This window comes from Halalkalibacterium ligniniphilum, assembly GCF_000334155.1.
Classification (GTDB): domain Bacteria; phylum Bacillota; class Bacilli; order Bacillales; family Bacillaceae_D; genus Halalkalibacterium; species Halalkalibacterium ligniniphilum.
Genome location: NZ_ANNK01000032.1, coordinates 1 through 12,397, shown reverse-complemented (window position 1 = coordinate 12,397; position 12,397 = coordinate 1). Strand labels below are relative to the sequence as shown.

The following is a 12,397-nucleotide window of genomic DNA, read 5'->3' as shown; positions in this document are numbered from 1 at the left end:
AAGAGAGCGACATCCTCCTCCCTTTCGATCTCAAGCTGTTCCACCGTGGCATCAGGAATTTTCACCTTATAGTCAGGAAAAAAATCAAAAGGATTAACAACAATAAACGCTATATCCTTTGTTGTTGCTGATTGTAAAACATAAAATGGTGTATCCTCATCAAACGGAAGAAGGACAAAGGTCTTCTCTTCCTCAAACGCGGGGATTCCAGCTTCAAATTCAATGATTCTCTCATCTGATACTTCTATTTCGCCACTGTATTTCGTTACGATTTTCATGTTAAGTCACCACACATTTTCCGTTTTTTTGAATTGTATCATACAAATTGTACGCAAAGACACCTGCATGAGTGGTTTGTCTTCTCACGGGGTGAAGATGGATGCTTTGGTCATGCTACACTTTTTCAACGGGGGATTTCTTCTTCGCATTACAAGCTCCGTCCCCTTTTCACTTTCACCAGTATGAGCGCACCTCTCCCCCACACGGATGAAAACGAGTGCGTCAGGTAACGCTGAGCAATCTTTCAATGCAGGCGTGTGAGCGACACGCTTCTTGCTTAGTCATCCTGTAAGCTCGTCCCCTTTTCCACAGAAAAAAGCCTCAGCTTTATTGCACTGAAGCTTTTTACAACCCACGATTCACTAAAGCCCCGACTGCTTGAAAGGAAATGCTTTCTTTTTGACGGAGGTATGTGTCAATTTGCCACTTCGGAATCTGGATCTCAGGCTCGTTCCTTGTGACACGGATATCTGTGTGATAATCGGGTACTGAAAATGAGAGTTCGCCCGGATCATAGTCGAATTTCACCTGAAATGCAGATGACGGCATATAGGCGATTACCGCTTTGCGCATCGGCTTTTCACTATCGGTCTTTGCGATATGAGCAAAGGCACCAAAGCCGTTCTCAATCTTCATCATTTGATCGCCCTGCTGTCGCTTTTTTGCAATATGCTCATTTACTGCTTGCTCTGACTTCGCCCAAAAATCATTGGCCATCCGTAGCGGTGTTTTTAAGTTCGCATCGGCAAAGGCGGCTGTCTGGTCAATATAGAGCTTGGAAGCACGACGGCTAATCTGAATCAAATCTGCATGCTGCTGATTGATTTGCAAATCAGCTGGTCGCTGCCGTATTTGCATCGGCAGCTGCTTAGAGCGCATACCAATTGCTGCATCGGTCGTCTTTATTACAAGATGGGCTAATCTCATTTCTATCACCAGCTCATTTTTTTAACGTAAGAAATCCATTAACGTCGGCTGTACGATTCGTGCACCGGACGCGAGTGCCGCACGGTGGACACTCTCTTGAATCGTCAAATCAATGATCACCTTTTCCAAGTCAGCGTCTTCGTTCTCAGACATAATCCGATTGGCAATCACCTCTTGTTCCATGATTCGGCTTTCAATCATTTCCACCCGGTTGACTCTCGAACCAAGCTCGGCCCGTTCCGCAACAAAGTTATCGATATGTGCAAAAATATTATCAATGTAGCTTGTTAATTCCACCCCTGTAACCGACGGATCTTCCAAAGCTTTTTCAAGACGGATGATATCACCGAAAAGGGCGTTGTTGAATACCTTGCTCGGGTTCACATTGACAGGTAATGTAACTCCCTTCAAAAGCTCAATTTCAACGCTCTGTGTATTCACCGAGACCGCATTACGGTCTGAGACAACCGCATCTCCAGTTCGTACATTCTTCGTTAAAAACGGCGGCGTATCCCCCTCTCGATTTGGTTCAGAAAATTCGACTGCTCCGCTACTATCGACCTTTAGTTGAATCGCGGCAGCATTATAAGCATCCATATCCGCCGCTACTGTTGGATCAGCCGGGAAAGCTGGCGTTCCGTTTTGACGAATGTCTTGAAAGATAAGCGTTCCTGCTGCATCTTCACCTACATAACGGAAAATTTTCCCGTCATAGACAACATCCAACGATTCCAACTTCGGAATATCCCCTGTATTTGTTGTAATTTCTTCGATTCCTTTATCCATCCGTGAGGCATCGGTAATCGGCGCATTGGTCGTATCTGTACCATTAAAGATATATTTTGTACTGTTTTTCGTATTGGCCATCGACTGGAGATGCTCGCGAAGCTGCTTAATCTCTTTCGCAATATTGGCACGCTGCGTTTTTTCATATGTATCATTGGACGCCTGCGTTGCTAATTCACGAATCCGTTGCAGAGACTGTGTCGCTTCATTCAAGGTGGAATCGGCTGTGTCCATCCAATTGTACACTTCGCGAAGATTCCGCTTGAACTGTTCAACCTCAGCCACCTGTGTCCGGTAGCGAATCCCTTTCATGGCCACCATCGGATCCTGAGACGCTCGCGTAATCCTCTTTCCTGTCGCTAACTGATCCTGAAGCGTTCCCAGCCGCTCATAGCCTTGTCCAATATGACGTAATGTGTTAAGCGCAAGCATTGTTTGTGTAACGCGCATGTCCCCTTACCTCCTAGCTTCTAGCGTCCGACAACGCCCATCCCATTAATAATTCGGTCAAGCATCTCGTCTACCATCGTAATGTTTCGAGCCGCAGCGTTATAGGCATGCTGGAACTGAATCATTAAGGTCATTTCTTCATCAAGCGAGACGTTGCTCACTGAATTTCGATTAAACTCCACACTGTCACGCAAAATCTCTGCATTTCCTTTGTTTCGAGACGCTTCATTTGTTGCAACAGCCATTTGACCAATGACGCTTTGGTAATAGCTGCTTATCGTCCCTGTACTCGTTCCGCCTAAAGGGGAAGTGAATGTAAGACGTGTTTCCTTGGCATAGGAGAGGCGTAGCGCCCCACTACCATCACCGGCGAAGGCTTTAGGGCCGTTAAAATGACTGTCATTTGATAAAATAGTATAAATCTCATCATACTCAGCCTGACTTTTCGGGCTTTTAGCGATCAGTTCAAGATAGCGATCTTTTACCGCTGGGTCATTGAAGGCATCCACATTCACACTTGCCGCCGCGATATTGTTTAAGCTTGCATTAATCGCAGCTGAGATTTTAAGATTGCCTGCTGTAATCGGAGCTGTATCATCAAAAAATACGTTCCCTGACGGAATATTATTCGGGTCTGTAGGACTTGCAAGACCAAAGCCGATTTTATGAATGTTGTTCACTTCTGTCGCAAACTGTCGTGCCATATCATCTAATGTATTTAGCATATCCGGGTAGAGCCCTGAAATACCTGTCTCCGTTAACGTCCCATCATAGACGGAGTGTCCGTAAGCTTCCACAAGTGCCTTTAACTCACCGGAAGGAAAAACCGACATAGGTAATCCTTCCATCGTTGTTCCACCCTGTGTATATGAGACAGAGGCTCCCGTGCTATCCTTAATTTCCATATACTGCACATGGTTTGGATTCGCATTATCATCATATTTTACCGAAAACTGCTTCACTGCGTCCTTGTTGGTCGCATCCACGAGTGTGATCGGGTTTCCAGACGAATCCACCAACCCCGAGATCGTTACTGTCACTGCACCCTCTGCAGCAGGATTCGGCTGTCCCGGACTATCCACGCGCTTTGTATCAATCTTAATAAACTTTGAAATTTCGTTTAAAAGTCGATCCTGTTCGTCATACAAATCGTTTGTCACATAGCCGTGGGGCTCTGCCTTGCGAATTTCCTGGTTGACGTCATTCAATTGCGTTAACAACGTGTTTAACCCTGTAACCGTCACGTCAATTTCATTTCCATAGTCATTCCGGATCGCATGTAATGAGCTGCTTAAATAGTTGAACGTTTCCGCCACAAAAATACCCCGCTCTTTCACAACAGCCCGGGCACCGGCATCCTCTGGCTCAACGCTGAGCTCTTGAAGCGCGGCCCAAAAACGATCAATTTGAGAGGCAAGACCGTTTGTCGATGGCTCATTCATGATGTCTTCCATTTTTAAATAAGCGTCGGATCGAGCGCTCCAATAGCCGTATTTATTGTTTTCATTTCGGTATTGAACATCAAGGAAATGTTCTCTCACTCGCTGGACAGAGCCTGCCTTCACCCCTGTCCCAAGCTGTCCAGGTAATCTCGGTGCGTTCATTCCAACTGCAGGATATGGCTCTGTTTGCGCAAAGTTCACGCGCTGGCGTGTATAGCCTTCCGTATTCGCATTTGCAATGTTATGGCCGACCGTATGTAAGGCATATTGCTGGGTCATCATGCCGCGACGGGCGGTTTCTAGTCCGTGGAACGTTGAAGTCATTTGGTTTTCCTCCGTTTCTCCCTTTACGCTTTTGAATCAAAAATTGAATACCCTTCTTCGTACGCATGTCGCTCCTTCTGTTGGGGGCGTTGATAGTACACATCCTCTGGGTCTGGCAACAGTAAATCGAGGGACATGTTCACGAAGCGTAGTGATTCCTCAATTAACTGTTGGTTTGTTTCATTTTGTTTTTTGAGTGCATCCACTTCTTGTACAAGGGTTCTTTGTAATTTCTCTAACAGCTCCCGTTCCTTCTCCTCAAGATATGGAAGCATGCCTGAGATTGTTAAGTCTGCGTCCTTTGCTCCGATTTTGTCGAAAAAAGCAGCGACCTCCATGCCTCGCTGTTTTTCTTTTAGCTGAAGCTGGTGAAGCTTTGCTGTCTCTAGACGAACAAGCTCTTCGAGAGCAGACATGTCATTTGATTTGATTGCGGCTACTTTCTGATTCGCGATTTCGTTTAACTCTCGGTGCAGCTTCACAAATGCTGCAAGGGTCTCAATGACACTCTTCGCTGACATGCCGCCCCCTCCTTTCTTAGTTGATTAGCTATTCCAAAAATCATATAGCTTGTTGGCAACCGCCTTCGGATTTACCTTATACTCACCTGCTTCAACCTGTCTTTTGATTGCCTCGACTTTTTCTGCCCGTTCCAATTCAAGGTGATTCCCTTGCTGCATGATCTTTGCCTCTTCGGAAATCTCCAATCGATCTCGCTTTTGGCTTGTTTTCCCTACCTGTTCTTGCTTTTCGACCTGCTTCCGGTATGGGTTGCTTTGCACGGATTGGAATGGATTAATTTTCATGCTGTTCACCTCTCTTGTTCAATCAATTTTTCCCCTTTGTCTTTTAGTGAACCATTTATTTGAACGATAACTCTGCCCTTTTCCTGATAAGCGCTGGAAGCGCTGGAAACGCTGACTCTTGGAGGATCTAAAGCGACAAGCGGGCAACACCCTATTGATAACAGCACCAAAATTGTTTCTCTATAGATTATATCGGTACAAGGAGCTGAATTGTTAACCCCTCCGTTCGTTATCTAATTGAGTCGGTCACGAAGCGACTCGCGGGAAAGCTTCGCTTGTCCACTCTTTCTTTCGTCGAATTGCTTTTCTCGCACTTCTTGCTTCAAGCCCGTTTCGATATTATCCTTACACGACTGACAAATTTTCCCTTGTTGAATTAATGCACCACAGGATTGGCATGGGTATCCTAGGTTAGGAAAGCTGCTAGTATGCAAACGTCCTTCACGGATAAATTCTTGAATGAGCTTAATCGGTACACCCGTAAATTCGTGAACCTCCTGCAAGCCTGCCATCCGGTTTTCCTTTTTACGCATGTATTGGTACACTTGATTGTAGCTCTCTTCTCTCTCCTTATGACAGTTATTACATAAAGGTCGTAATGCCTTCACAAAGAGGGTCCCGCAATTTGGGCAATTGACTAAATTTTTCATTCTTTCCATCCTTTCAAAAATATTTCTCCTGCTACCATTATAACAAATATGATAATGGATTCTCTTGTTAGTCTTTTTATCGGCATACTGTGAGTGATGCTACAGTTTTAATTCCTGCCAATTTCAAAACCTTTGCCGCTTGTCGTACAGTTACCCCTGTCGTATAAATGTCATCAACGAGGACAATGCTTTTATTTTTTACGATTGATAGATGATTTTCTTTTAGAAAAAAAGCAGTTTCACTTTCTCTCATACGTTCTTGACGCTTTTTCTTGCTTTGCTTTTCTCCCGAACGACGCCCTAATGCATCGATCGGAGACGCCCAGCCGGCTAACAGCATTTCTACTTGATTAAAGCCCCGTTCCTGTAGTCGCTCCTCACTTAACGGGATGGGAATGAGGACAGCATCTCGGAAATGTGTGTGATAGGCTTCTCGAAGGGCTTTTGCAAAAATCGTTCCAAGGACTGCATCCCCTTCAAATTTAAACCGCTTCATTACCTCCTTTAAAAAATCATTGTACCGATAGCACGAAATGTTTTTCGTTAGCAATTGAGCAGTCTTTTTGTCGTTTTCCCACCGCTGACAGTCAAGACACACCCCATTTTTGTAAAAGCTAGCCTTTAACTCATGAAGTGGTCGATGACAAAGCTGGCATACCTCTCCTTTGATCGGTTCAAATTTTTCTAGACAGCGTACGCAAAGCTTCGTCTCCTCTTCCTTTAGCCAAAGCGTTGACCAACGTACGGTTTCCATGATCCGCTCATCACATAATAGACAATAGCCCAAAACGCTTCCCCTCCTCATTCATTTTCTGTATATGCCGTCTCGCCTTGACCATCTGATCTGATTTCCCGTAATGAAAAAAGACCACTTCTCCTGATGGGGACGAGGCACTTCGACCGACACGCCCTGCGATTTGCACAAGGGCCGATTCGCTAAATACCGTGTCTTCTGCTCCTAACACAGCAACCTCTACATTCGGAATCGTTACTCCACGTTCTAGGATCGTTGTGGTCACAAGCAAGGAGTTCTCCCCCTTCCGAAAGCGTTCAATTTTTTCATGACGTGTGGCATCCTCCCCATGTACGGTTTCACAAGGTATATTTTCTTTAAGCAAGAGCCGCCCCACCTCGTTTAAAATTTTAATGGACGGGACAAACACGAATACAGGTGTTTTTAGGGGCTGTCGTTCTGTGAGCCATTGGATGAGCTTTGGCGGGAGCTTGTTTTTGCGAAGCCGTTTTCTCCAATTGCCGCACCAAGAAAATGTGGGAACCGGGAGCGGAAAGCCGTGATAACGGAGGGGAATTTTTACAAGGGAGGGGGAGGTGGAGAGGAGTTGCTTTGAGGGAGTCGCGGTTAAAGATAGGAGCGGGCTCTCTGCTCGGCGCGCTTCCTCCACCGCAAATTGCAAGCGTTTGTCCATCGTGTACGGAAACGCATCCACTTCATCAATAATGACAAGGTCAAAGGCTTGCTTGAAGCGAAGCACTTGATGGGTTGTTGCAAGGACGAGCTGCGCTGGATGAAAAACCTCTTCACTTCCGCCATAAAGAGCGGTGATTTTCGCCACTGGAAAGGCCTTCTTTAGTCGCGGAAACAGCTCTTTAACAACATCGGTTCTCGGTGTGGCTAGCAAGACACGCCCTCCCTTTTTTAAAGCTTCAGCAATCGGGGCAAAGACCACCTCAGTTTTGCCAGATCCGCATACAGCCCAAATGAGCAGCTTCGTTTGTTGTCGGACTGCTTCAACGGCAAGATCAGAGGCATGCTTTTGCCCCGGAGATAGGGTGCCGGTCCAGGAAAGGGGATCGTCGTACAACGGGTACTGCCACTCGGGGCCTGTCCAGCGCACAAGGGGCTCACAAGCAGTGATCCGCCCAAGCTTGATGCAGCTCCGACAATACGTGCAGTCTCGTTTGCAATGAAAGCACTCAATCGTGGCAAAAAGATGAGCCTTCTCATTTCCACAACGCTTGCAAACAGGGCGACCGTCGTTTTTTATAGCAATGGCCGGTTCATATTGCAGAAAGCCATGCTCGTAATGCTGTTGGATGAGGGGGAGTGGAAAAGGAAGCTCTCTACGCTTTAAAAGTCGCCCTGTAAGGAAGGCATGAAGCTCTAGTGAAAAAGGAAATGATTTCTGAAAGGGCTGTGGATACAAAGATGGGAGTTCATCGATGCGATAACGAGGGGTGGAGAGTGAGAAGCTTTCAAGGGAGGCGGGAATGATTTTCCTTGAGAGAATCACAAATTCCATAGAATCACTCCTTGAGGCGGGATTTTTTTGGGGTGAAGCATACATAAATAGCTGGAGTTGGCAGCACTCTAGCTCTGTTCTCTTTCAGCTAAGATCATGATAAGAGGATTCGCTTTTTCCACACAGACTGGAAACGAGCTCGGAAGGTAAACCTGTCACAGGCGCCGCCCTTCTCCCAAAAGGCTTGCTCTTCCCACTTGGATGAAAACGAGTTCGTCAAGTAACACTGAGCATCCTTTCAATGAAGAGCTGTGAGCGGAAGGGCTTCGTTGTTTTATCAGCTTGATCTGAAGCTTCGTCCCCTTTTCTACAAAAATAAAAGCATTTCCAACAATGCTGAAAATGCTCTTACGGTGTTTTCTTTAGTTTTTTGTCTTCATCCACGACAGGCCAAGGCTTCCTGCGCCAAGATGGGTGCCAATTACCGGACCGAAGTGGCTGATGCCAACGCTCGCATTAGGGTATTGGGTCCGTAATTCTTCGGCTAGCTCTTCGGCCGCATCGAGTCGATTCGCATGAATGACCGTAGCCTGAATCGCTTCACCTGAAGAGGCATCTTCAGCAAAGAGCCCTTTGATTCGTGCTAATGCTTTTTTCTCTGTTCGTACTTTTTCAAAGGGAACAATCGATCCTTCTTCAAAATGAAGGACAGGCTTAATCTTAAGTATGCTTCCAACAACAAGCTGAGCAGCATTTAATCGGCCGCCACGATGAAGATGGTTCAAGTCATCAACCATGAAGTACGCACGAAGTCTGTCCTTCATAGCGACAAGCTGATCAAGAATTTCTTGTGCCTCCGCACCCTTTTGAGCCATACGCGCGGCTTCAATGACAAAATACCCTTGCGGCGCACAGCTGATTTCTGAATCAAAGCCGAAAACCTCGATCCCTTCAACCATATCAGCCGCACTAATCGCTGATTGGTAGGTACCACTGATTTTACTCGAAAGATGGATGGAAATGACGGCTTGAAAGCCTTCCTTTGCCAATGACTCAAACATCTCGACAAAATGTCCAATTGCCGGTTGTGACGTTGTTGGTAGCTTGTCCGTCTGTTTCATTTTTTCATAGAATGCTTCTGTTGTAAGATCGATTTCCTCTTGAAACGCTTCTTCTCCAAACACAACGCTTAATGGTACCATGTGAATGCCTAGTTCTTTTCGCACCTCAGGATCGAGGTAAGCTGTGCTGTCCGTTACGATTGCCACGTTTTTCATGTGCAAAAATCCTCACTTTACTCAGTCTTTAGGAAAAACGTAAGCTCCTTTAAAGGAGGCTCGGCGACTTCCATTTAAGGTGATAGCTGATGCTCGACATCATTCCTATCGTTTAAGGTACTCGTTCAAAATCCGCCTCTGTCTATAATGGAAGAAGCGCTCTCCTATTAATGTACCTTAAAAACCCAAGACCTTTCAAGAAACAATCCTGAACAGACAGCTCCTCCCACATGGAGGAAAAGCAGTTCGTAGGGTCCACCTAAGCGGTGAGCGGAAGGACTTCTTTGTTTTCCTACTTTGAACTGAAGCTCCGCCCCCTTTTCCCCACCGGAAAACAACTATCTAACTTTCACCCAGCCATTTTTAATCGATTCAACCACCGCTTGTGTACGGTCATTTACATTCATCTTTTGCAGAATATTACTTACATGATTTTTAACGGTTTTTTCACTAATATATAAAGCTTCTCCAATCATGCGGTTGCTGTAACCATCTGTCATTAATTGAAGAACTTCACACTCACGACGAGTTAAAATATGAAGCGGCTTGCGGTATTCCACTTCCTTGTAGCCAATTTCCGATTCTTCTCGCTCATCCTCACTGGCAAGACGACGGTAGTCCTTAATCAGGTTGTGAGTGACTTTCGGATGGATGTAGGCTCCACCAGAAGCAACAACCTTTACCGCTTCAATTAAGGCTTTTGCATCCATTTCCTTCAATAAATATCCAGCTGAACCTGTTTTTAACACATGAGTCACATAGGTTTCATCATCATGAATCGAGAGAATTAACACTTTTACATCAGGGTACTTTTTAATCAAATCACGTGTAGCTTCAATTCCATTCATTTTTGGCATGTTAATATCCATGAGAATGACATCAGGATTATGTTTTTCCACAAGGGCTACAGCTTCTTCACCATCTTCTCCGTCTGCAACAACTTCAAATTGATCTTCCATTGCCAAAATTTGTTTAACACCTTCACGAAATAGTTGATGGTCATCAATAATTACGATTCGTATGTTTTTAGTAAATTGTTCACTCATTTACATCACCCTCCGATTTTTCCGGTCATCTTTACTACTTCTCTACTGTTTTTTATTCTGTAATGGGCACTTCGATAAAAATTGCGGTTCCTTCTTTTTTTCGCGAATGTATTTTTAAATCACCTTTCAGCATATTGACACGTTCCTTCATTCCCATTAAGCCAAAAGACCCTTCTTTTTTCTCTGATTGTTCAAAGCCTTTGCCATCATCTTTTATAAGAATGATAACCTTTGAAGCTTTGATTTCAATTTTCACCTTCACTTCACTAGGTTCAGCATGCTTATAGGCATTTTGAACTGCTTCTTGAACAAGACGGAAGAGCGCCACTTCAAGCTGTTGAGGTAAGCGTTGCTCCCTCCCAAAATGCTGGAAGTGGATCGGCATTTTTGTATGCTCTTCAAAGGTTTTTAAGTACTTGATCAAAGCAGGCACAAGACCCAGATCATCAAGGGCCATCGGACGTAAATCATAGATAATCCGTCGCACATCTGCAAGTGACATTTTTACCAAATTTCGCAATTCGCGAATTTCTTTTAATGCCTCTTCCATTCCCTTGTCCTGATAAATGCATTCGACAAGCTCCGACCGTAACAGAACATTCGCCATCATTTGAGCCGGTCCGTCATGAATTTCCCGGGAAAGTTTTTTTCGTTCTTCTTCCTGCGCTTCAATGATTTTCAAGCCAAACGCTTGTTTTTCCCGTGCATCTTCAATGATTTCACTAACTTGCTGCAGGTCGCTCGACAAAAAATTGAAGACAACGCTCATTTGACCTACCAGTTGCTCTGCTCGTTCGATCGTACCTTTTAAACTCATGAGCCGGCGTTCAATATTGTCCCGCCGTTCCCGAAGCTGTTTTTCTTCTTGCTGCAATAGGGCAAGCTCTACTTGGTATTCATTTGCTTGCTCGTACACTCGTTGAATTTCATCGTTTGTATATTTTTGGAATTGTGTACTCACTTCCGCCAAACGGTTCCTCGCAAAGCGAGCATGATTTTGCATTCGATCTGCCTTTTCTATGACTGTGGCAACTTTAATCCGCACGTCACGTAATTCTTGCTCTAGCATTTTGTACTCTTGTCGTGACTGCTCACTGATTTCAAAAATCTGTTCACGGCTTTTCCCTACCGTTTCCAAGGTTTGATTAATGATCTTGTCCAACATATGCGTGTCAGCCAAGAATATCACCAACTTTCTAATTGAAAAAGTAGGCCCGGCTTAAAATTTATATGGTTGTATTGACGTTTGTCCCATTCTTTTTTATACCTATATACCTTCGTTAAAAGCGTGAAAAACCCTTCTTTCGGTGTTTCCATGCAAATTTTTTATTTATTCTTGGAAGAAGTTGATTATTTGCGTCAGGAATAGGATTTCGCTATCATTAGCTTACATGAAACGGCGTCTCAACTCATTGGTAATTACATACAATTAGGCATTTAAACGGGTGCAGACAGAACCATATTGCTGTTTGGCACACCTTCGATTGGTGGCCACCTCCAAGATTGATGGTGCAATTGAACCAATAAAAGGCCTACATTTACTTTATCGTCTAGGTTTATCTTATTTATTAGCATTAAGCAAATAATCAATATGCATAGCTTATCATGACAATATTACACGTATATTTCTGTGTTTTGTAAAACTATGAAATTCGAAGGGGGACTTTTCATGCTAGCAACCTATTATACTGTGAAAGAATCAGGAGAGCATGAAATCGTGATTCAAAAATCACGCTTCATTGCCCAAATTGCCCGTGCTACCACAGAAGCGGAAGCTCAGGCTTTTATTGAAGCGATCAAAAAAAAGCATTGGAATGCTACACATAATTGCTCTGCGTATTTGATTGGGGAAAAGGATGAGATTCAAAAGGCGAATGATGACGGGGAGCCAAGTGGTACGGCGGGCATTCCGATTTTGGAAGTATTAAAAAAGCGTAATTTGAAGGATACGGTTGTCGTGGTCACCCGTTATTTTGGTGGGATCAAGCTAGGTGCAGGTGGATTAATTCGCGCATACGGGGGGGCGACAAGCGAAGGGCTGAATGCGATTGGTGTCGTGAAACGGACCTTAATGCAGGTTGTGCACACACAAATTGATTATCACTGGCTTGGAAAGGTGGAAAATGAGCTACGCCAATCTCCTTATTTAATTAAGGAAATTTCATATCTTGACCAAGTGGAAGTGCAAACCTATGTCGTTGAAGACCAA

Annotated in this window: 13 protein-coding genes; 1 reads left to right on the top strand and 12 read right to left on the bottom strand. The window is 44.6% G+C overall.

Annotated features, from left to right (window positions below):
* From fliW to BLT_RS0102445, 12 genes are all read right to left on the bottom strand, one after another.
* A partial coding sequence (fliW, locus tag BLT_RS0102500) for a flagellar assembly protein FliW (RefSeq protein WP_017726241.1) occupies positions 1-278 on the bottom strand: 278 nt, incomplete at its 3' end.
* A 346-nt stretch (positions 279-624) separates the two neighbouring features.
* Positions 625-1,206 (bottom strand): DUF6470 family protein, encoded by a 582-nt coding sequence (locus BLT_RS0102495; protein WP_017726240.1) that lies wholly within the window; start codon positions 1,204-1,206, stop codon positions 625-627.
* 21 nt (positions 1,207-1,227) lie between these two features.
* A complete protein-coding gene (gene flgL / locus BLT_RS0102490; RefSeq protein WP_017726239.1) occupies positions 1,228-2,442 on the bottom strand; it encodes a flagellar hook-associated protein FlgL in 1,215 nt (404 codons plus the stop codon).
* A 20-nt stretch (positions 2,443-2,462) separates the two neighbouring features.
* Positions 2,463-4,208, bottom strand: a complete 1,746-nt coding sequence (gene flgK / locus BLT_RS0102485; RefSeq protein WP_017726238.1) for a flagellar hook-associated protein FlgK — start codon at positions 4,206-4,208, stop codon at positions 2,463-2,465.
* A 23-nt stretch (positions 4,209-4,231) separates the two neighbouring features.
* Positions 4,232-4,729: a flagellar protein FlgN gene (locus BLT_RS0102480; RefSeq protein ID WP_017726237.1), complete on the bottom strand. Its 498-nt coding sequence runs from the start codon at positions 4,727-4,729 to the stop codon at positions 4,232-4,234.
* Between the two features lie 24 nt (positions 4,730-4,753).
* The gene (gene flgM / locus BLT_RS0102475; RefSeq protein ID WP_017726236.1) at positions 4,754-5,014 is read right to left on the bottom strand and encodes a flagellar biosynthesis anti-sigma factor FlgM; all 261 of its coding nucleotides are present in this window, start codon (positions 5,012-5,014) and stop codon (positions 4,754-4,756) included.
* 233 nt (positions 5,015-5,247) lie between these two features.
* Positions 5,248-5,664 carry a TIGR03826 family flagellar region protein gene (locus BLT_RS0102470; protein ID WP_026104949.1) on the bottom strand — a complete coding sequence of 139 codons (417 nt, stop codon included), beginning with the start codon at positions 5,662-5,664 and terminating at the stop codon, positions 5,248-5,250.
* Between the two features lie 76 nt (positions 5,665-5,740).
* Entirely contained in the window at positions 5,741-6,451 is a 711-nt protein-coding gene (locus tag BLT_RS0102465; RefSeq protein ID WP_017726234.1) for a ComF family protein, read from the bottom strand.
* Positions 6,429-7,925 (bottom strand): DEAD/DEAH box helicase, encoded by a 1,497-nt coding sequence (locus BLT_RS0102460; RefSeq protein ID WP_017726233.1) that lies wholly within the window; start codon positions 7,923-7,925, stop codon positions 6,429-6,431. Before BLT_RS0102460 ends, BLT_RS0102465 begins: the two co-directional genes overlap by 23 nt.
* Positions 7,926-8,287: 362 nt before the next feature.
* Complete coding sequence (locus BLT_RS0102455; RefSeq protein ID WP_017726232.1) at positions 8,288-9,142, bottom strand: DegV family protein; 855 nt, start codon at positions 9,140-9,142, stop codon at positions 8,288-8,290.
* A 338-nt stretch (positions 9,143-9,480) separates the two neighbouring features.
* Entirely contained in the window at positions 9,481-10,188 is a 708-nt protein-coding gene (locus BLT_RS0102450) for a response regulator (RefSeq protein ID WP_017726231.1), read from the bottom strand.
* Between the two features lie 52 nt (positions 10,189-10,240).
* The gene (locus BLT_RS0102445) at positions 10,241-11,368 is read right to left on the bottom strand and encodes a sensor histidine kinase (protein ID WP_017726230.1); all 1,128 of its coding nucleotides are present in this window, start codon (positions 11,366-11,368) and stop codon (positions 10,241-10,243) included.
* Positions 11,369-11,857: 489 nt separating this feature from the next.
* On the opposite strand from BLT_RS0102445, the gene BLT_RS0102440 reads away from it, so the two are divergent.
* The coding region (locus tag BLT_RS0102440; protein ID WP_017726229.1) for a YigZ family protein at positions 11,858-12,397 on the top strand (540 nt) is incomplete at its 3' end.

Excerpts from the sequence above, each read along its gene's own strand:
- BLT_RS0102495 (WP_017726240.1), bottom strand. The coding sequence starts at position 1,206 with ATGAGATTAGCCCATCTTGTAATAAAGACGACCGATGCAGCAATTGGT.
- flgL (WP_017726239.1), bottom strand. The coding sequence starts at position 2,442 with ATGCGCGTTACACAAACAATGCTTGCGCTTAACACATTACGTCATATT.
- flgK (WP_017726238.1), bottom strand. The coding sequence starts at position 4,208 with ATGACTTCAACGTTCCACGGACTAGAAACCGCCCGTCGCGGCATGATG.
- BLT_RS0102480 (WP_017726237.1), bottom strand. The coding sequence starts at position 4,729 with ATGTCAGCGAAGAGTGTCATTGAGACCCTTGCAGCATTTGTGAAGCTG.
- flgM (WP_017726236.1), bottom strand. The coding sequence starts at position 5,014 with ATGAAAATTAATCCATTCCAATCCGTGCAAAGCAACCCATACCGGAAG.
- BLT_RS0102470 (WP_026104949.1), bottom strand. The coding sequence starts at position 5,664 with ATGAAAAATTTAGTCAATTGCCCAAATTGCGGGACCCTCTTTGTGAAG.
- BLT_RS0102460 (WP_017726233.1), bottom strand. The coding sequence starts at position 7,925 with ATGGAATTTGTGATTCTCTCAAGGAAAATCATTCCCGCCTCCCTTGAA.
- BLT_RS0102455 (WP_017726232.1), bottom strand. The coding sequence starts at position 9,142 with ATGAAAAACGTGGCAATCGTAACGGACAGCACAGCTTACCTCGATCCT.
- BLT_RS0102450 (WP_017726231.1), bottom strand. The coding sequence starts at position 10,188 with ATGAGTGAACAATTTACTAAAAACATACGAATCGTAATTATTGATGAC.